The 19,621-nt window shown below is 66.5% G+C and carries 17 protein-coding genes; 7 read left to right on the forward strand and 10 right to left on the reverse strand.

Features of this window, described 5'->3' with window-relative positions:
• Positions 1 to 111: 111 nt before the first annotated feature.
• The 9 genes from EV665_RS11800 to EV665_RS11840 form a co-directional block, all read right to left on the reverse strand.
• Positions 112 to 2,136: a methyl-accepting chemotaxis protein gene (locus tag EV665_RS11800; RefSeq protein ID WP_245507701.1), complete on the reverse strand. Its 2,025-nt coding sequence runs from the start codon at positions 2,134 to 2,136 to the stop codon at positions 112 to 114.
• Between the two features lie 669 nt (positions 2,137 to 2,805).
• A complete protein-coding gene (locus tag EV665_RS11805; RefSeq protein ID WP_133034276.1) occupies positions 2,806 to 4,482 on the reverse strand; it encodes an ABC transporter ATP-binding protein in 1,677 nt (558 codons plus the stop codon).
• A complete protein-coding gene (locus tag EV665_RS11810) occupies positions 4,479 to 5,423 on the reverse strand; it encodes an acetamidase/formamidase family protein (RefSeq protein WP_133034277.1) in 945 nt (314 codons plus the stop codon). The genes EV665_RS11805 and EV665_RS11810 overlap by 4 nt, the downstream gene beginning before the upstream one ends.
• 215 nt (positions 5,424 to 5,638) lie before the next feature.
• Complete coding sequence (locus EV665_RS11815) at positions 5,639 to 7,255, reverse strand: ABC transporter substrate-binding protein (protein WP_133034278.1); 1,617 nt, start codon at positions 7,253 to 7,255, stop codon at positions 5,639 to 5,641.
• Between the two features lie 21 nt (positions 7,256 to 7,276).
• Positions 7,277 to 8,197: an ABC transporter permease gene (locus EV665_RS11820; protein ID WP_133034279.1), complete on the reverse strand. Its 921-nt coding sequence runs from the start codon at positions 8,195 to 8,197 to the stop codon at positions 7,277 to 7,279.
• Positions 8,197 to 9,045 carry an ABC transporter permease gene (locus tag EV665_RS11825; RefSeq protein ID WP_064329114.1) on the reverse strand — a complete coding sequence of 283 codons (849 nt, stop codon included), beginning with the start codon at positions 9,043 to 9,045 and terminating at the stop codon, positions 8,197 to 8,199. Before EV665_RS11825 ends, EV665_RS11820 begins: the two co-directional genes overlap by 1 nt.
• A complete protein-coding gene (locus tag EV665_RS11830) occupies positions 9,045 to 9,629 on the reverse strand; it encodes an ANTAR domain-containing response regulator (RefSeq protein ID WP_064329115.1) in 585 nt (194 codons plus the stop codon). The genes EV665_RS11825 and EV665_RS11830 overlap by 1 nt, the downstream gene beginning before the upstream one ends.
• Positions 9,626 to 10,762, reverse strand: coding sequence for a transporter substrate-binding protein (locus EV665_RS11835; RefSeq protein ID WP_133034280.1), 1,137 nt, complete (start codon positions 10,760 to 10,762; stop codon positions 9,626 to 9,628). Before EV665_RS11835 ends, EV665_RS11830 begins: the two co-directional genes overlap by 4 nt.
• 182 nt (positions 10,763 to 10,944) lie before the next feature.
• On the reverse strand, positions 10,945 to 11,649 hold the full coding sequence (locus EV665_RS11840; protein ID WP_064329117.1) for a GntR family transcriptional regulator: 705 nt from the start codon (positions 11,647 to 11,649) through the stop codon (positions 10,945 to 10,947).
• A gap of 283 nt (positions 11,650 to 11,932) precedes the next feature.
• Here EV665_RS11840 and EV665_RS11845 point away from each other — a divergent pair, with 283 nt between their 5' ends.
• The 4 genes from EV665_RS11845 to EV665_RS11860 all read left to right on the forward strand — a co-directional run bounded on the left by EV665_RS11845 (position 11,933) and on the right by EV665_RS11860 (position 15,078).
• Positions 11,933 to 12,577: a flavin reductase family protein gene (locus tag EV665_RS11845; protein WP_064329118.1), complete on the forward strand. Its 645-nt coding sequence runs from the start codon at positions 11,933 to 11,935 to the stop codon at positions 12,575 to 12,577.
• Between the two features lie 272 nt (positions 12,578 to 12,849).
• Entirely contained in the window at positions 12,850 to 13,569 is a 720-nt protein-coding gene (locus EV665_RS11850) for an ABC transporter permease (protein WP_064329119.1), read from the forward strand.
• Positions 13,569 to 14,294 carry an ABC transporter permease gene (locus EV665_RS11855; protein WP_133034281.1) on the forward strand — a complete coding sequence of 242 codons (726 nt, stop codon included), beginning with the start codon at positions 13,569 to 13,571 and terminating at the stop codon, positions 14,292 to 14,294. The genes EV665_RS11850 and EV665_RS11855 overlap by 1 nt, the downstream gene beginning before the upstream one ends.
• Positions 14,287 to 15,078, forward strand: a complete 792-nt coding sequence (locus EV665_RS11860; RefSeq protein WP_133034282.1) for an ABC transporter ATP-binding protein — start codon at positions 14,287 to 14,289, stop codon at positions 15,076 to 15,078. The genes EV665_RS11855 and EV665_RS11860 overlap by 8 nt, the downstream gene beginning before the upstream one ends.
• Positions 15,079 to 15,163: 85 nt before the next feature.
• On the opposite strand, the gene EV665_RS11865 is transcribed toward EV665_RS11860, so the two are convergent.
• Positions 15,164 to 16,030 carry a MurR/RpiR family transcriptional regulator gene (locus EV665_RS11865; RefSeq protein WP_133034283.1) on the reverse strand — a complete coding sequence of 289 codons (867 nt, stop codon included), beginning with the start codon at positions 16,028 to 16,030 and terminating at the stop codon, positions 15,164 to 15,166.
• Between the two features lie 195 nt (positions 16,031 to 16,225).
• On the opposite strand from EV665_RS11865, the gene EV665_RS11870 reads away from it, so the two are divergent.
• The 3 genes from EV665_RS11870 to EV665_RS11880 are packed head-to-tail and all read left to right on the forward strand — an operon-like array spanning position 16,226 to position 19,591.
• A complete protein-coding gene (locus EV665_RS11870; protein ID WP_133034284.1) occupies positions 16,226 to 17,485 on the forward strand; it encodes an NAD(P)/FAD-dependent oxidoreductase in 1,260 nt (419 codons plus the stop codon).
• 24 nt (positions 17,486 to 17,509) lie between these two features.
• Positions 17,510 to 18,706: an amidohydrolase family protein gene (locus tag EV665_RS11875; protein WP_133034285.1), complete on the forward strand. Its 1,197-nt coding sequence runs from the start codon at positions 17,510 to 17,512 to the stop codon at positions 18,704 to 18,706.
• A gap of 45 nt (positions 18,707 to 18,751) precedes the next feature.
• Entirely contained in the window at positions 18,752 to 19,591 is an 840-nt protein-coding gene (locus tag EV665_RS11880) for a transporter substrate-binding domain-containing protein (RefSeq protein WP_133034286.1), read from the forward strand.
• The last annotated feature ends 30 nt before the right edge of the window (positions 19,592 to 19,621 follow it).

The raw sequence follows: 19,621 nt of genomic DNA on the forward strand, positions 1-19,621 counted from the left end.
GGTCCGGGGTCTTGTGGGAGCCCGGCTTCGGGTCGCAAGCGGGCCGGCCGGGACCGCGTTCCCTGACGATGCCGGGCCAACCGCGAAGGCCGCAGGTGGCCCGGCATGGTCTCAGAATTCCTCCCAGTCGCTCTTGGTGTCGAGCGCCGCATTGCCGCTGAAGGCGGCCGCGACCTTGCGGCCGAGCGTGCGGGCGGGGGAGGCGATGGCAGGGTCGATGCTCCGGGCGGTGCGCGGCCCGCCGGCCTGGGCGGCGGAGGTGCCGTCCAGCCGGAACTGGCTGACCAGTTCGCGCAGGCGCACCGCCTCGTTGGCGAGCGTGTTGGAGGCCGCATTCGACTGCTCCACCATCGCCGCATTCTGCTGCGTCGTCTGATCCATGGCATTGACCGCGGTGTTGACCTCGGCAAGCCCGACGGACTGCTCCTTGGCCGATGTCGCGATCGATTCCATATGTGTGTTGATCTCGACGATGAAGCCGCTGATGGTCTTCAGCGCCGAGCCTGCATCGCGCACCAGCTTCACGCCGTTGCCGACTTCCGTCGAGGAGTTCTGGATCAGGCCTTTGATTTCCTTGGCCGCCTGGGCGGAGCGCTGGGCGAGCTCGCGCACTTCCTGGGCCACGACCGCAAAGCCCTTGCCGGCCTCGCCCGCGCGGGCTGCCTCCACGCCCGCATTGAGGGCGAGCAGGTTGGTCTGGAAGGCGATCTCGTCGATGACGCCGATGATGTTGGAAATCTGCTGCGAGCTCTCCTCGATCTTGCGCATCGCCTCTTCGGCATGGGACACGACCTCCGCGGATGCGGCCGCCGATTGGTTGGCGCGGCCGGCAACGTCCTTGGCCTCCTCGGTGCGCTTGGAGGAGTTGGCGACGTTGACGGTGATCTCGTCGAGGGCTGCAGCGGTTTCCTCCAGCGAGGCGGCCTGCTGCTCCGTCCGCTTCGAAAGGTCGTCCGTGCCGACCGCGATTTCACGGGTACCGGTGTCGAGCGTCGAGATGGAGCCGGAGATTTCCGAAAGCGTGGTGCGGAGCTGGGCGACCGAGCGGTTGAAATCGTGGCGCAATGCCTCGAAATCCTGGGCGAAGGCGTCGTTGAGCTGGAAGGCGAGGTCGCCGGAGGCGAGGCGTTTCAGGCCGGCGGCAAGACCGGAGGTCGCAATGCGCAGCCGCTCGGCGGCGTCGGCCTCGGCCTTTTCCTGCATGGCGATGCGCTCGGCTTCCGCGCGCTTGCGGTTTTCCGTTGCCTCCTGCTCCAGCCGCCGGTTGGCGATGGCGCCCTGGCGGAAGATTTCCAGCGCCTTGCCCATGTCGCCGATCTCGTCGTTGTTCTTGGCAAGGTCGATCTGCGTGTCCAACTGGCCATCGGCCACAAGACCCATGGAATTGCCGAGCTGGTACATGCCGCCGATGATGCGCTTGAAGGTCACGTAGCCGACGATGGCGAGCATCAGCAGGAGCGCGCCCAAGGCCGTGAGGGTCAATGTCCAGTAGAAGGCGGCGCGGGCGTTCGCCGCGTCGACGGCGCCCTGCGTGCGGTGTTCGAGCTTCACGAAGAAGGCATCGACCGGCTTCATGATCTCGGCCTTGAACTTGTGATACTCGGGCGAAGCGAGCATCTGCGCCGCCTTGGCCTTGGCCTCCGGGCCCAGCGTGGCGGTGCTGTCCACGAGGTTCATCGCCTCGGTCTCGAGCTTGACCAGGGCATCGGAGCGCTTGCCGGCCTCATCGAGCAGGGCGAATTCCTCGTCGGCGAAACCGGCCTGTTTCATCAGGTCGAGGATGGAGATGGCGGGACCGTCGGGACGCGGCTTGGCTTCTCCGCCCGCGACGAAATCCCAGTAGATGCGGTGGTAGTCTTCCGGGCGCGGCCGCGTGCCGTTGCGGATCTCGATGACGGCGTTGTACTGGTGCTTGTAGGACGCATCCCCCGTTTCGGCATAGGTGCGCACCAGGCGGGTCAGATCGTCGGACGACTGGCGGAAACCGTCGGCGAGCAGATAGGACCGGTATTTCTGGTCATAGGCGTTCGTGACGTCGCCGGCCGCACCGGCATATCCCCACAGGCTGCCCGCAAGGCCGGCAATGGCAATGCCGGTGGCCGAGGCGAGAATGAGGAATTGGGTCTTGATTCTCATGATGGACAGTTCCTGATGTGGACATGCCTCTTCTGCCGCGCCGAACTCATTTCTGACGTCATGAAGTCATGCCGCACATGAGTGCTATACCCGACGCCATCGTCGGAATGCATACAGGATTTGCTCTATAATAGTTAGGGAATTGATAATTCCTCCTGATGTTCTTCTAATGTCAGTATTTTTACAGTATGCACCTGTTGCGTGTATTGCGTATTTCGGAGGCCACAATGAATTCTGACAATTGTTATTTCAGAATTCTGGATTTTTTGTCACTTATTTTTCATGTTCAGACGTGACGCTGAAGTTGTATTTTTGATTACATTCAATGTTAGCGAATATTAGAATTTAAGAAAAAAGGAATTCGAAGCAGGTCAAGCCGATGGAATTCCGGTTCTATTCCGGTTTTCCCGAATGCCATTGCGTAAGTGCGGGGGATATCTTTATTCGGTAGCCTGTCCTGACGGACGACGGTGAGGGTTATTGTCGAAGGATGCGGCAACCCGGCCATGCGGAAGAGGCGCGCGAAACCCGCAAGGGGCAGGCGCGAGCGCAGGGGGCGAGGATCTTGCAACGCGAGGCTGCGCGCCATTGCCGATTTCGGCATGTTTTTTTACCGCCGGTGCATCTGGACGCGGTCAATTTTTTGCGTCGGAGCGGTCCGAACGCGCCTCAGCCGCTCCGCGCCATGCGATAGCGGGCGGGGTCGGGGATCGGCACGGCGGCCATCAGGTTGCGCGTGTAGGCGTCGGCCGGGGCCTCGAAGACCTGCCGGCGCGGGCCGATCTCGACGATGCGCCCGCCGCGCATGACGGCGACATGGTGCGACATCTTCTCGATGACGGCCATGTCGTGCGAGATGAAGAGATAGGCAAGGCCCATCTGCTCCTGCAGCTCCAGCATCAGGTCGAGCACCCGCGCGCGGACCGAAACGTCGAGCGCTGCCACGCTCTCGTCGGCGACGATCAGCTTCGGCTCCAGCGCCAGCGCCCGGGCGATGCAGATGCGCTGGCGCTGGCCGCCGGAAAACTCGTGCGGATAGCGGCTGCCGGCATCCGGCGGCATGCCGACGCGCCTGAGGAGCGCCGCCACCCGGTCTTGCCGCTCGGAGGCATTGCCGACGCCATGGATGACCAGCGGCTCGGCGATCGCCGCGCCGACCGTCATGCGCGGGTCGAGCGAGGCATAGGGATCCTGGAAGATCATCTGCGCGACACGGCGCACGGGGCGCATGGCGGCAGACTTCAGGCCGCGGGTTTCCCGCCCGTCGATCGAAACGCTGCCTTCGAAGGGAATGAGGTTGAGCACGGCCTTGCCGGTGGTCGATTTGCCCGAGCCGCTTTCCCCGACGAGGCCGAGCGTCTCGCCCGCCTTGAGGACGAAGGAGATGTCGCTGACGGTTGCGGGAGCGATGCGCGACCGGTTGAACCAGCCGGCGCGCGCGCCATAGGTGACGCTGAGGTCCTTGACGGCGAGGATCGGCCTTTCCGCCGGCGGGGCCTCGGCCTGCGTCAGCCGTGGCGGCCCGTCCGTGCCGGCATGGGCGCCGAGGCGCGGCACGGCGGCCAGCAACTGGCGCGTATAGGGCTCTGCCGGGCGCGCGAAGATGTCGAGCGCGTCGCCGGCCTCGACGATCCTGCCTTGCTGCATGATGGCCACCCGGTCCGCCATCTCCGCGACCACGCCCATGTCATGGGTGATCATCAGGATGGAGGTGGAGAATTCGCGCCTGAGCTCGCGCATCAGGGTGAGGATCTGCGCCTGCACGGTGACGTCGAGCGCGGTGGTCGGCTCGTCGGCGATCAGCACCTTGGGCCGGCAGGAGAGCGCCATGGCGATCATCACGCGCTGGCGCATGCCGCCGGAAAGCTCGTGCGGATATTGCTTCAGCCGGCGCGGCGCCTCGCTCATGTGCACGGCGTCGAGCATCGCGCGGGCGATGGCCTGCGCGCCCTCGGATATGTCCTCGCGGTGCTCGCGGATGGCCTCCACCATCTGGTCGCCGATGGTCATCACCGGGTTCAGCGAAGTCATCGGCTCCTGGAAGATCATCGCGATGTCGCCGCCGCGGATCTTTCTGAGCGCCCGGTGCGGGATGCCGAGGATGTTGCGGTCCTCCAGCCGGATTTCGCCGGACGATACCTTCAGCGAGGCCTTCGGCAGAAGGCCCATGATGGCAAGCGAGGTGACGGACTTGCCGGACCCCGATTCCCCCGCAAGGCAGAGCGTCTCGCCGGCGGCAAGGTCGAAACTCACGCCGTCGAGGATGCGCTTCAGCCCTTCGGGCGTGCGCGCATCGACGGAGAGGTTGCGGACGGAGAGAACCGGGGCGGCCTGGTGCGATGTCACGCGAAGACGATCCTCGGGAAGTAGAAGGAGACGACCCAGTTCGGCATGTCGACGATCTCGCTGATCCTGAGATCGCCGCAGACGGAGCAGAGCATGTAGGCATCGACGGGACTGTAGCCGTGCTCGGCGACGAGGAGGTCGATCATGCGCATCAGCGCCTCGCGGGCGCCGGTCATCAGGTCGGGGCCGATGCCGGTCGTCACCTCGTAGCCGGCGCCGTCGAGATGGCGCGTCACAGGCTCGCTCGTCGTGAAGCGCGGCGTCTGGAGGTTGGCGCCCTTCACGAGGTCGAGCGTGAGTTCGACATTCATCTGGCTCTCGATCGCGGTGCCGCAGACCTCGCCGTCGCCCTGCGCGGCATGGGTGTCGCCGACGGAGAACAGTGCGCCCTCCACCTCGATCGGCAGATAGAGCGTCACGCCCGCCGTGAGGTCGCGGATATCCATGTTGCCGCCGACGCGGCGCGGCGGCACGACGGAGTGGAGGCCGGCTTCGGCCGGGGCGACGCCGATCGTGCCGGTGAACGGCTTCAGCGGCACGCGGCCGCCGGGGCCGAAGGCGGAGGGCGCCATGCTCGCCGTGTCATAGGACCAGATGTGCAGCGCCGGCTCCTTGAACTGGTCGGCGAGCAGGCCGAAGCCGGGAATGTTCGCCGTCCAGCCGTGGCCGGAGGGGTGGAACTTGCGGATCGTCACCTTCAGCGCATCGCCGGGCTCTGCGCCTTCCACATAGACCGGGCCGGAGACCGGGTTCACCTTGGCGAAATCGAGCGCGGCAAGCGTTTCCAGCGTCGAATCCCGGCCGAGCTGGCCGCCGGAGGAATCGAGGCATTCGAAGAGGATGGTCTCGCCTGGCCTCGCCGTCAGTGCGGGCGGAAAGGCGCGGTCCCAGCCGAAATTATGCTGCGCGCGGTGGATGGTGTGGGTGCAGGCGACGCACATGGAAGGCCTCCCGGTCGTTTGTTGTTCTCTTGTCTGCAATGCCCCGTGGAGGCGGGGCATATGCGTTTCGAAAGCCGGCGATATCCCCTCTGCCTGCCGGCATCTCCCCCACAAGGGGGAGAAAGCTTGCAGCCTGCTTGGCGCCCGAAATTTCGCCGGCGCCGCCGCCGGGCAAGCCCTCCCCCTCATGGGGAGGGGTCTTCGCATCGACCACCTTACGGCTTCACGAAGATCGCGTCGTAATTGATGACGCGCGTCGGATCGATGTAGATGTTGTCCGGCCCGCCCATGCGCAGCGACTTGGCGACGACGCGGCGCTCGTTGATGACGGGCACCCAGGGCGCATCCGCCATGATGTCGGTGAAGATCTTGCCCCAGGCCGCCTGGCGCTCCGCCGCCTTGGCGGGATCGGACATGGCGTCGGCCTCCGCCGCGCGTTTGTCGATCGCCTCGTTGCAGTACCACGGCCAGTTCCAGCCGCCGGAGACGGCGCCCGAGCAACCGAGGATCGGGCCGTAGAAGTTGGACGGATCGGGGAAGTCGGCGATCCAGCCCATGCCGCCGGACCAGATCATCGGCGCCTCGCCCTTCGTGCCGCCGGCGGCGATCACGTTGCCCTGCGCCAGCGCCCGCACCTCGGCCTTGATGCCGATGGCGGCGAGATCCTGCTGGATCGCCTGGGCGATGCGCGGCTGCGGGTCGGTGTTGGTGGAATAGAGCACCGTCTCGAAGCCATCCGGATGGCCGGCCTCGGCGAGCAGCGCCTTGGCCTTCTCCACGTCATAGGCATAGCCGGTGAAGGCCTTGTCGTAGCCGGGCATCAACGGCGGCAGGATCTGCGTGGCGGCGGTCGCGCGGCCGTTCAGGATGCGCGTGATGCGCTCCTTGTTGATCGCCATGTTGACGGCTTGGCGCACCTTCACGTCGTCGAAGGGCTTCACCTTGGTGTTGAGCGTGACGTAGCCGGTGTGCAGTTGCTCGCCGTCGACGATCATCGCCGCGCCGTCGGGCGAGTTCTTGATCTCCAGGAACTTTGCCGGCGGAATGCCGTCGCCGGCAATGTCCACCTCGCCCTTCTGGAGCCGGAGGAGCGCGACGAGCGGCTCCTGGCCGACCTCGATCGTCACCTTGTCGACATGCGGCACGTCCTTGACGAAATAATCGGGGTTGCGCTCGAAGACGAGCTTCTGGCCGATCGTCCAGTCCTTCAGCACCAGCGAGCCGGAGCCGACCGGCTTCTTGCCGAAGTCGCCGGCGGCCGCGTCCACCGCCTCCTTCGGCACGACGGAGGCGAAGTTGATCGCCATGACATGCAGGAAGGTCGCGTCGGGCCGCGACAGGTGGAAGACGACGGTCGCATCATCGGGCGTCTCGATGCCCGAAAGCACCTCGGACGTGCCGTTCGTCAGGTCGTCGAAGCCCTTGATCGGGCCGAAGAAGCCGGCGCCGGGGCCTTGCGTCTTCGGGTTGACGGCGCGCTCGATGGAATATTTCACGTCGGCAGCAACGATCTCGCGGCCATTGGTGAACTTCACGCCCTTGCGCAGCTTGAACGTATAGGTGAGCCCGTCGGGCGCGACCTCGAAGCTTTCGGCCAGCGAGGGCACGAGATTGGCGGTGCCGGGCTCGTAGTCCATCAGGCGCGAGAACAGGCTCTTGATCATCGACCAGTTGACCCAGTCATAGCCGATATGCGGATCGAGCGTGGTGATGTCGTCCTTGTAGGTGACGACGATCTCGCCGCCCTGGGCGGGCGTTTCGGCCTTGGCCGAGAGTGCGGACAAGGCGAGCACGGCCGCCGTCGTCGTTGTCAGTAACCAGCGATTGAACATTTTTCGTTCCCCTTTTTGGTTTCAATGCGAACGGATGCGCGGATCGATCATCGGCGCGATGAGGTCTGCGACGAGATTGCCGAGGATGATGGCGAAGGCGGAGGTGAGCGTGACGCCCATGATGATCGGGATGTCGACCTGCTGGATCGCCTGCCAGGCGAGCTGGCCGATGCCCGGCCAGCCATAGACCGCCTCCACCACCACGACCCCGCCCATGAACTGGCCGATATCGATGCCGATCATCGCGACGACGGGCAGGATGGCGTTGGGCAGGGCATGGCGCAGCACGACGCGTCGGCCGGAAAGCCCTTTGGCGCGGGCGGTGCGGATGAAGTCCTGGTTGAGCACGTCGATCATCGCCGAGCGCGCCATGCGCGCATACCAGCCGGCGCCGAGAATGCCGAGCGTCATGGCGGGCAGCACGACATGGGCGGCCGTGCCGTAGCCGCTCATCGGGAACCAGCTGAGCGTCGCGGCGAAGACATAGAGCAGCAGCAGCGCGACGACGAATTGCGGGGCGGAAACGCCGACGAAGGCCGATGCCATGACGAAGCGGTCGAGCGCCCCGCCGCGGTTCAGCGCGGCGACGATGCCGAAGGTGAGGCCGAGCAGCACCTCGACGAAGATGCCGGCCGCCATCAGCGTCAGCGTCGCCGGCAGGCGGGCGGCGATCAGCGTCGCGACCTCGGTCTTCTGCGCATAGGACCGGCCGAGATCGCCCTGAACGAGATTGCCGAGATAGGCGAGGAACTGGGTCAGCAGCGGCTGGTCGAGGCCGAGCTCGCGGCGGATGTTCTCCACGGTCTGCGCCGTCGCGCTGCGCCCGGCGAGCATGCGCGCGGGATCGGCGGGCAGCGCATAGAGCAGCACGAAGGTGATGGCGGCGACACCGAAGAGGATGAGGCAGGACTGGACGAGGCGCCTTGCGAGAAGTCTTGCCATCAGCCGCGGCCCCGCTGGGTCGGGTCGAGGATGTCGCGCAGCGCATCGCCCACCAGGTTGAAGGCGAGTGCCGTCAGCAGGATGACCGCGCCGGGGAAGAAGACGAGCCAGGGCGCCGCCTGGAAATAGCTCTGGCTCTCGAAGATGATGTTGCCCCAGGAGGGTTCCGGCGGCTGCACGCCGATGCCGAGGAAGGAGAGGGTGGCTTCCAGGAGCACGGTCGTCGCGATGCCGAGCGTGCCCCAGACGATGGCGGTCGGCACGAGATGCGGCAGGACGTGCCTCAGCACGATGCGCGCATTGCCGGCGCCGAGCGCCCGTTCGGCCATGATGAAGTCGCGCTCCACCAGCCCGCGCGTCTCCGTATAGACGATGCGCGCCACCTGCACCCAGTTGACGAGCGCGATGACCATGGCGACGATCCACAGGCTCGGCTTCAGGATGGCGGCGAGCACGATGGCGAGCAGCAGCGCCGGAAAGGCCATCATCAGGTCGGTGAAGCGCATCATGGTGCCGCCGACCCAGCCGCGCATGTAGCCCGCCGTGACGCCGACGAAGAGGCCGATGGCGACGGCGACGCCATTGGCGACGAGGCCGATGATCAGCGAGGTGCGCGCGCCGTAGAGAAGGCGGGAGAGCAGGTCGCGGCCGAGCGTGTCGGTGCCGAGCAGGAAGTCTTCGCCCGGCGGCATCGGCGCGCCCTCGAGTGTCAGGCCCTCGAACATCTGGTTGTCGGGCGCATAGGGCGCCAGCCACGGCGCGGCGATGGCGGCGATGACCACGGCAAGAACGATGACGAGACCGAACACCGCCGCGGGCTGGCGGCACAGCTCCTTCAGCACCCGCATCAACCGACCTCGCGCAGGGATTCCGAGCCGCCGAGGAAGAAGGCGGCGAGCTGTTCGATCGGCAGGCGGCGGCGCATGGCGCAGTCGCGCAGGATCGCATAGGCGCGTTCCTCGTCGATATGGCGTTCGGCGGCAAGGCGTTTTACGGCGGCGAAGACGAGCGGGCGCAGCTTCAGTCGCTCCTCCAGATGGGCGATGCGGCGGCGCGCCTCCAGGCGCTCCTCGTGCAGCGAGACGGCGAGCACCAGAGCCGGATAGACGGTGGCGGCGGAGACCGGCTTGGGGATGATCGCGCCCGCGCCGTGGCGCAGCGCCCAGGCAATGCGGCCCGGCGCTTCCGAGCCGAGCAGCGCCACGACCGGGCAGGCCGGCGCGGCGTCGGAGAAGGGCAGCAGCTCGTCCCAGCCCCGGTCGGCGTCGATCAGCACGAGGTCCGGCAGGTCGGCGGCGGAAAGCGGCGTCCACTGCACCGCCACCGAAACGCCGAGCAGGCCGAGCTGGCGGCGCAGGCGGTCCGTGTTGCCGTCCGCCTCGCTGAGGACGACGGCGCGCCAGCCGGTGAAGTTCGGGGTCTTCAGCGTCATGACACGATCCTCAGGCGCGGGGCGGGCCGTGTCGTGGCGCCCGTCAGATAGGGATCGGCGGCAAGCGCCGGGGCGGACGCGATGACGTCGAAGCCGTGCCGCTCGTTGATGCGGCCGAGCAGGAAGGGCAGGGCCGCATGGTTGGTCGCCGCATCCACCCGCATGTCGCCGAAGAGCGAGGGCCAGTCGCGGGCCAGCACCTCGGCGCGCACGCGCTCCGGCGCATCGGAGCCGGCGGCCTCGATCGCGGCGATGCACAGGCTGACGGCGGTATAGGCGCTGGCGAACAGGCTGGAGACGATGCGCTCCCCGCCACTCCAGTCCTTCAGCCGCGCCTTGAAGGCATGGTTGCCGGCCGTGTCGAGCGTATCGAAATAGGAAGCCGCGCAGAGCTGGCCGGTGGCGACGCCCGCGCCGATGTCCGACAGTTCGCATTCCTGCAGGTCGCAGCTCGCGACGGGGCAGTTCTCCGGCAGGAAGGCGGGGTCGCGCGCGCCGAGCGCCCGCATGGCGGCAAGGAAGGCGTAGCTGGAGGGGCCGACGAGGTTGTTGAGCACGAAGCTCGGCCGCTTTTCCGCGATGTCGGCGACGATGCGCTCGACGGCGGTCTCCTCCAGCGGCAGGTAGCGTTCGCCGAGCACCGTGCCGCCGGCATTGTGGATGAGCTCGCGGGCCAGCCGGTTCATCTCCCAGCCCCAGACATAGTTGGCGCCGACGAGATAGGGCCGCGCACCGTGGCGTGGCAGGAGATAGTCGAAGAGCGGGATGAGGTGCTGGTTCGGGCAGCCGCCGATATAGATGACGTTCTCGTTGGCCTCGAAGCCCTCGTAGGGACACATGTACCAGAGCAGGCCGTCATGCTTCTCGACGAGCGGGATGACCTCCTTGCGCGCCGTCGAGGTGATGGTGCCGATGATGTGCCGGCAGCCTTGGTCGCGGATCAGGCTGCGCGCGCCCTCCAGGTAGGCGGCCAGGTCCGCCCGCGGGTCGAAATAGGCGGGCTCGATGCGCTCTCCGCCGCGCTGGCGATAGTCGTGGAAGGCGAATTCAGCGCCCTCGCGCGCATCCCGTCCCATCGAGCCATAGGGCCCGGTGGTCGAATAGAGGATGCCGATCTTCACGCGGTCTACCATTGGCCACCAATACAAAAAGCCCACAGCGATGGTCCCGGAAGCCGGGTCGCTGTGGGCGCTATTGCCCTTCGACGAACGAGGTCATGTGAAAGCGGCGGGCAAGGCCGCCCGCGCATTGAAAACGATTGAAATACGCTGAAACCGTCTTTGTCAAGCACCCCGCCGCACGCGGCGGAGGCGGGTCAGGCGAGGCCTTCGGCCGCCGCGTAGGCGCTGAGCACGTCCTTGATGTTGCGGTCGTCCTCGCGCGGCAGCAGGGCGCGCGTGGTGATGGAATCGAGATGGTGCGTCATCAGCTTCGAGGCGACGTCGGCGTTGCCGGCGATCAGGCTGTCGAGCAGTTCCTGATGCTCGGAAACGGCGCATTCGGAGGAATGCGGCCGGCCGTAGAGCGCCAGGATCAGCGAACTGCGGGCGACGAGCTCGTTCACGTAGCGGATCAGGCTGGCATTGTTCGTCATCTGCGCCAAGAGGGTATGGAACTCGCCGGCAAGGCGGATGGAGGTGGCGTGCTCCTTCTTGGCGGCGTCCTCGGCCTCTATGTGGGCGGACAGCGTCTCGATCTGGTCCGGCGTCAGCCTGCCGGCGAGGGTCTCGACGACGAGGCGCTCCAGCGCGGCGCGCGTCAGGAACAGGTTGCGGCCCTCCTCGAGCGTCGGCCGCGCCACGGTCGCGCCCTTGTTCGGCCTGAGGTCGACGAGGCCTTCCTCGCTGAGGCGTACCAGCGCCTCGCGCACCAGCGTGCGGCTGACGCCCAGCCGCTCGCCGATCGAATCCTCCGGCAGCTTGGCGCCGGGCGACAGGGCCTGGTCGAGAATGGCGCGCTTCAATGCACGGTGAACGGCCTGCGAACGACCGCGGCCGGATTCGCCAACTGTCTTTGCCATGCGGCAGTCTCCAGAATCGCAAAAGTGGCGTGCAAATTGCACACAAACGGCAGGCCTGTCCACCGGTGTGCACTTCGGTGCCGGCGATCCGGCCGGTTCCGCCAACCGGGCGGCCTTCGGCCGTGTCCGGATCTCGTCGATGGCTGCAGATTTTGAAAGCGCAGGAGCGCAGATATATTGCATACAATAATTGCATCCTATAAATAGAGATATCGCATGCGTGACGGAGACTGGCAACTGGCCGTCTTCGGCGCCGGCGAGCGAAAGCCGGAGAGGAGCGCCGATGGATAGCCGCAGCACCGAAATCGAGAAGGGCGAGAGGACCGCCTTCGACTTCACCAAACTCAGCGCGCGCGAGCGCTACAAGCTGATGATCGGCACGATCATCCCGCGCCCCATCGCACTGGTGACGACGGTCGACGAAAACGGCCGCTACAACGCCGCCCCCTTCAGTTTCTTCAACTGCCTTTCGGCCGACCCGCCGATCCTTGCCATCGGTGTCGAGAACAATCCGGACATGTCCTTCAAGGACACCGGCCACAACATCCGCGTGACGGAGGTCTTCACCGTCAATATCGTCTCGCGTGCCATTGCCGAGGCGATGCATGTCTGCGGTGCTAAGTATCCGCGCGGCATAGATGAATTGAAGGAGGCGGGCCTTACCGCCATGCCCGGCGAGCGGATCGCCGCGCCCTGGATCAAGGAGGCGCCGGCGGCTTTCGAATGTCGCCGCCATGTCACGCTGGAGCTTGGCAAGTCGCGCCAGATCATCATGGGCGAAATCCTTTTCGCGCATTACCAGGCGGGCGCCGTGGACAGCGCCATGCATGTCGATCCGAACGTCATCGACGCCATCGCGCGCCTCGGCGGCGACACCTGCTCGACCATCCGCGACCGGTTCGAGATGCTGACCCCCAAGCTCGGCTGATCCGCGCCGTTGCTCCCCGAACCGTTCCACGCCCCGCATCGGCCCGCCGGCCCGCGGGGCGTCGTCTTTTCGCGGAAGACGGCACGCGAAAATCGGATTCTTCTATTGTCAGTTAATTGACAAGAAAATTGTATACGTTATAAAGCTGACATCGTCCGTCGAAACGGGCCGGCCGCGGGGAGTGCGGCCGCAGGAGGAGCAGCGATGATTGAAAAACGGTGGCTGACCGCCCCCGGCGGAGGCGGCTTGCCTGCCGTACGGGGAGGCGCCTGATGCAGGGTCCGTCCTTCCTTGATCTTGTCGGTTTCGGCCCGGAGGGCTGGGGCGCCGCGCTCTTGATGGCGACCGGCATGACGCTGGCCGTCGCCACCGGCGGCTTTGCGGCGGGTTCCGTCATCGGCGCGGGCGTCGCCGGCGCAAAGCTGTCCCGCAGCCGGGCGCTGCGCGCCTTCGGCGACGGTTATACGACCGTGCTGCGTGGCATTCCCGACCTGCTCGTCATCTATCTCTTCTATTTCGGCGGCAGCGCCGCGCTCGGCGTGGTGGGGCAGCTCTTCGGCGCGGACGGGTTCATCGGCATGCCGGCCTTCCTGACCGGGGTCCTCGCCATCGGCGTCGTTTCCGGCGCCTACCAGGCGGAGGTCTTTCGCGGGGCGTTCAACACGATCAGCCGCGGCGAGCTGGAAGCCGCCCGCGCGGTCGGCATGCGAACGGGGCTGCGGCTGCGCCGCATCATCGTGCCCCAGGTGCTGCGCTATGCCATTCCCGGCCTCGGCAACACCTGGCAGCTCGTCTTGAAGGAATCGGCGCTGATATCCGTCACCGGCCTCGTCGAGCTCCTGCGCCAGTCGCAGATCGCCGCCGGCTCCACCCGCCGGCCCTTCGACTTCTACATCACCGCCGCCGTGCTCTATCTGGTGATAACCGCCGTCTCCTCCTACCTCTTCCGCCAGGCGGAAGCCCGCGCGCTGCGCGGCGTCAGGAGGGCGTGATGGATTTCACCTTCCTCTGGGAAACGTTCCTCAAGCTTCTCTCCGGCGTGCCGCTGACGCTCAACCTGGCGCTCGTCTCCACGGCCTTCGGCGCGCTGCTTGCGGTGCTCCTGACGCTGATGCGGCTGTCGTCCTGGCGCCCGGTCGGCTGGGTCGCGCAGTTCTACGTCTTCGTCTTCCGCGGCACGCCGCTGCTCGTGCAGATGTTCGTCATCTATTACGGCCTCGGCCAGTTCCGCCCGACGCTGCAGGCCTGGGGCCTGTGGGTGTTCTTCCGCGAGCCCTACTGGTGCGCCATCTTCGCGCTCAGCCTCAACACGGCGGCCTACGGTTCGGAAATCCTGCGCGGCGGTCTCCAGGCCGTGCCGCACCGGGAGGTCGAGGCGGCGCGGGCGAGCGGCATGTGGGGCTTCCTGCTCTATCGCCGCATCGTCTTCCCGATCGCCATCCGCCAGGCGCTGCCGGCCTATGGCAGCGAGATCATCCTGATGGTCAAGGCGACCTCGCTCGCCTCCGTCATCACCATGCTCGAAGTGACCGGCCTTGCCGCAAAGCTCATCTCGCAGTCCTACCGGGCCGTGGAGGTCTTCGTCGTCGCGGGCCTCATCTATCTCGTGCTGAACTTCGCCATCACGCGCCTTATCGCGCTCATCGAATGGTGGCTGTCGCCCCATCTGCGCCCCGCCCCAACCGTGTCTTCCGGAGCTGCGTTGCACCATGCTTGAACCTGCGCCCCTTACCGCCGCCACCACGCCGGCCGTCTCCGTCCGCAACCTGCGCAAGAGTTTCGGCGCGCTGGAGGTGCTGAAGGGCATTTCCTTCGACGCGCGGGAGGGCGAGGTCATTTCCGTGCTCGGCTCGTCCGGCTCCGGCAAGTCGACCATGCTGCGCTGCATCAACATGCTGGAAGTGCCGAGCGAGGGCGAGGTCCGCATCGCGGGCGAGGCGATCCGCCTGAAGGACGGCCGTCACGGCCGCCAGCCCGCCGACAACAGACAACTGAGCCGCCTGTGCACGAATGTCGCCATGGTGTTCCAGAGCTTCAATCTCTGGTCCCACATGACGATCCTCGAAAACGTCATGGAAGCGCCGGTCCATGTGCAGAAGCGGCCGAAGGCGGAATGCCGGGAGGAAGCGCTGGACCTGCTTGCCAAGGTCGGCATCGCCGACAAGCGCGACTTCTACCCGAGCCATCTTTCCGGCGGCCAGCAGCAGCGCGCGGCGATCGCCCGGGCGCTTGCCATGAAGCCGAAGGTCATGCTGTTCGACGAGCCGACCTCGGCGCTCGATCCGGAACTGGTCGGCGAGGTGCTGCGCGTCATGCGGGCGCTGGCGGACGAGGGGCGCACCATGCTCGTCGTCACCCACGAAATGGCCTTCGCCCGCGACGTCTCCAACCGCGTCATCTTCCTGCACCAGGGCCTGGTGGAGGAGGACGGCGATCCGGCCGACGTCTTCACGGCGCCGCGCTCGGACCGCTTCCGCAAGTTCATCTCGTCCCATGGCTAGAGCAATTCCAGCAAAAGTGCGCAACGGTTTTCCGTCCGGAATTGCGCTGAAACAACGCGCTAGGGCATCGCGGGCGATGATGCCGCTATTTCGGACCCCGGCTGTAGCCGACGAAGCTCTCGTAGAGGCTGGCGACGCTGTTCAGCCGCTCCTCGACCGAAGGCCCCCGGTGGGCGAAGACGCTGTTGAGCAGCAGCTGCATCAGCGTCCACATGCCGGAGGTCGCGTCCCAGAAGAGGTTGAGGTCCGTCGGCACGGCGAAGACCTCGTCGCCGTAGCTTGCCGCCCAGTCGCAGTAGAGGTCGGTGACGATGGTGATCGGCATGCCGCGCTCGGCCGCCTTGGCGGCCAGCAATTGCGACTGGCGGGAATAGCGCCGGGCATCGATCAGCACCAGCGTGCAGCCGGCGGGATCCGTCAGCAGCACCTCGGCGAAGTTGCCGCCGGCAATGTCGACCAGTTGCACCTCGTCGCGCAGGTAGCGCAGCATGTGCACGAAGGCCTCGGCGAGGCCCCGTTCGGTCTGGAAGCCGGCGACGAACACCCGGTCGGCCTCCGCGATGCGCTTGGCCGCGCGGTTCCAAGCCTCGGTATGGGCGTGTTCGTAGACGCGCACGACCGAGGCGACGGCAAGCTCCAGGCTGCGGGCGAGGGCGGCGTCGGTGCTGCTCTTCTGCTGCAGGTCGCGCAGCCGGTCGCCGATGAGCCAGGGGCTGTCGCTGATGTCGTCCTTCAGCCGCTCCTTGAGGTCCTTGAGCCCGTCATAGCCGATCGAGCGGCAGAAGCGGCCGACGGTCAGCTCGCTGACGCCCACCTTGTCGGCGACGCTGCGCGAGGTTTCGAAGGGCAGGCTGCTGATATTGGCCAGCATGAAGTTCGCCAGCGCCTTGCCGGAGGCCGAGGCCTCCGTGAGTGCCGCGGTGAGCCGCTGCCGCACCGAGCTGTTGTCCATCCAGTTCTCGTTCCGCATGTCGCGCCCGTCCGCCCTTCGTCACCGCCTGTTCCCCGAATAGCACGATGCGCGGCAAGGTCCAGCACGGCCCGCGGCCTTCGTAGGAGGCCGGTTTCGGAAATGTTATATAGTTGACTTTTAATGAAATAAAGTCAGAAAACTAACATTTCTTCCCCTCCAGAACGGATTGCTGCCATGACCCCGACAGATCGCCCCGACAAAGACGTGCTCGTGCTTGGTGCCGGCATCATCGGTGTTTGCGTGGCCCTGCATCTGCAAAGGCGCGGAAAGTCCGTGCTGCTCGTCGATCGTCGCGCGCCCGGCGAGGAGACGAGCTACGGCAATGCCGGCCTCATCGAGCGGGCGAGCGTCATTCCCTACGGCTTTCCGCGCGAGATCCCGACGCTGCTGAAATATGCGACGAACCGCTCCGCCGACGTGCGCTTCCGCTGGACCTTCCTGCCGAAGCTCTTGCCCTGGATCGCCCGTTTCTGGCGCGAATCCTCCAGCCGCCGCCTGCGCCGGGCGGCCATGGACATGCTGCCGCTGATCGAGCGCTCCGTCGTCGAGCATACGGACCTGATGGCCGAGGCGGGCATCCTGCACCGCGCCCGCCGCACCGGATGGATGGAGGCCTACCGCACGGAAAAGGCCTTCGCCGCCGCCAAGGCTGCCGCCCGCGCGCTGGACGAATTCGGCATCCGCTACGATTTTCTCGGGCCGAAGGAACTGCAGGCGCGTGAGCCGCATCTTGCCGGCAGCTTCGCCGGGGCCGTGCACTGGCTCGATCCCGTGACGCTCGCCGATCCCGGCGGGCTGGTGAAGGACTATGCCGGCCTCTTCCAGCGCAAGGGCGGCGAGATTATCGAGGCCGATGCGGCGACCCTTGCCGAGGGCGAGGGCGGCTGGAGCATCCGCGCGAAGGGCGGCGAGGTGCGCGCCCGCGAGGCCGTGGTGGCGCTCGGCCCCTGGTCGGATGCGGTCTATCGCCGGCTCGGCTATCGCGTCCCGCTCGCCGTCAAGCGCGGCTACCACGTGCATATCGAGCCGGCGGGCGATGCCGTGCTCAACCATCCCGTCGTCGATGTCGAGCGCGGCTACCTGCTGGCGCCGATGACGAAGGGCATCCGCCTGACCACCGGCATCGAGTTCGCCGAACGCGACGAAGCCCCGACGCCGGTCCAGGTCGACCAGACCGAGCCCCATGCCCGTGCGATCTTTCCGCTCGGCCGGCGCGTCGAGCCGGCGCCATGGATGGGCGCGCGGCCCTGCCTGCCCGACATGCGCCCGATCATCGGCCCGGCGCCGCGCCACAAGGGCCTGTGGTTCGCCTTCGGCCACAATCACCACGGCCTGACGCTCGGCCCGGCCACCGGGCGGCTCCTGGCGGAAATGATGACGGACGAAAAGCCCTTCGCCGACCCGGCACCCTACGCAATGAGCCGGTTCGGCTGAATTTTCGGAGATTAGGAGACAGCAATGCGGGAAGACTTCGTTCTCATCAATGTGCGGCCGAATGGCGAGGCGGCGAAGGATGTCGTCGTCAGGGACGGGCGTTTTGCCGACATCGTCGCGCACGGCTCCCGCGCCTTCGACGGGATGCGCGTGGTGGACGGCGAAGGGCTCCTGCTGCTGCCCGGTCTCGTCGATGCCCATACCCATCTCGACAAGACCCTGCTCGGCATGCCCTGGTATCGCAACGATGTCGGCCCCGAACTGATCGATCTCATCGAGAACGAGCGCCGCATGAAGCGCGCGCTCGGCATCGATCCGCAGCGCCAGTCCGCCGCCCAGATCGAGCGTTCCGTCGCCAACGGCACCACCCATATCCGCACCCATGTCGATATCGACACGGAATACGGCCTTGCCGGGCTCGAAGGCGTGCTGGCCTCGCGCGAGCGTTACCGTGACATTGTCGACATCGAGATCGTCGCCTTCCCGCAGAGCGGCATGCTGATCCGCCCCGGCACGGTGGAACTGATGGACCGGGCGATGCGCGAGGGAGCGGACGTGGTCGGCGGGCTCGACCCGTCCGGCGTCGATCGCGACCCGAAGGGCCATCTCGACACGGTCTTCGCCCTTGCCGAACGCTACGGCAAGCCGGTCGACATCCATCTGCACGAGCCCGATTCGCTCGGCGCCTTCGCGATCGAGCTGATCGTGGAGCGCACGAAGGCACTCGGCATGGCGAACCGGGTGACGGTCAGCCACGGCTTCTGCCTCGGCATGCTCGCCGACAAGCCGCTGGCAAGGCTCGGCGGCATGATGGCCGAGGCCGGCGTGCACCTGATGACCAAGGGCGGTGCGGCAAGCCCGCGCCCGCCGGTGCTCGATCTCACCGAGATGGGCGTCAACATCGCCTCCGGCTGCGACGGCGTGCGCGATACGTGGCAGCCCTTCGGCAATGCCGACATGCTCGACCGCGCGGCGATCGTCTCCCAGCGCAACGATTTCATCAACGATGTCCACATCGAGCTGGCGCTTCGCCTCTGCACCTATGGCGGCGCGACGATGATGGCCATCGACGGCTACGGCCTTTCGGCCGGCTGCGATGCGAGCTTCGTGCTCGTCAGTGCCGAGACGCCGGCCGATGCCGTGGCATCCCGCCCGGTTCGCCGGACGGTCTACCGGAAAGGGGTTCCGGTTGCCCGGGACGGCGCGCTCGTCGCCGCCTGAGGCAAGGGGAAGGTTTTGGAACATAGGCTAGGAGGAACTGCCATTATGTTGAAGTCGCTTGGTAAGACAGTCATCGCCCTCGGGGTGATCCTCGGCGCATCCGCGGCGCAGGCCGAGGAGCGCACGATCACGATCGCGACGGAAGGCGCCTATGCGCCGTGGAACTTCACGGAGGCCGGCGGCAAGCTGGCGGGCTATGAGATCGACATGCTGGAGGATCTCTGCCCGCGCATGAAGGTCAAGTGCGAGATCGTCGTGCAGGACTGGGACGGGCTGATCCCGGCGCTGAACGCCGGCAAGTTCGACGCCATCGTCGCCGGCATGCTGCAGACCGAGGAGCGGGAAAAGGTCATCACCTTCTCGCGCAACTACGGCACCGGCTCGGCCGCTTTCCTGGTGCGCAAGGATTCGCCGCTCGCCGATATGCCGGTCGGCAAGCAGGTCGACATGGGCAAGGACAAGGAGGCCGCCAAGGCCGCCGCGGCGGAAATGCTGCCCTTCATGGACGGCACCGTCATGGGTGGCCAGGGCGCGACGACGGCCGGCCAGATCATGGCCGAGCTGTTTCCGGGCGTCGAGTTCCGCGAATACAAGTCGACCGAGCAGCATGACCTCGACCTCGAAGCGGGCCGCATCGACGGCGTGATGGCCTCGCCCGTCGCGCTCGACCGCACGCTGGAGAAGATCGGCGCCGACCAGGTGGTCTTTGCCGGCACCGAGTTCACCGGCGGCCCGCTCGGCGGCGGCCAGTCGGTCGGCCTGCGCAAGGCCGATACCGAGCTGAAGGCGATGTTCGACGCGGCGATCAACGCGGCGATCGACGACGGAACGCTGTCGCGCCTCGCCGTCAAATGGTTCAAGCGGGACATCTCGCCGAAGAAGTAATTCGGCATGGAAAGACCGGGCCGCGCGAAA

The sequence above is a fragment of the Shinella granuli genome (genome assembly GCF_004341885.1).
Taxonomy (GTDB): Bacteria; Pseudomonadota; Alphaproteobacteria; order Rhizobiales; family Rhizobiaceae; genus Shinella; species Shinella granuli.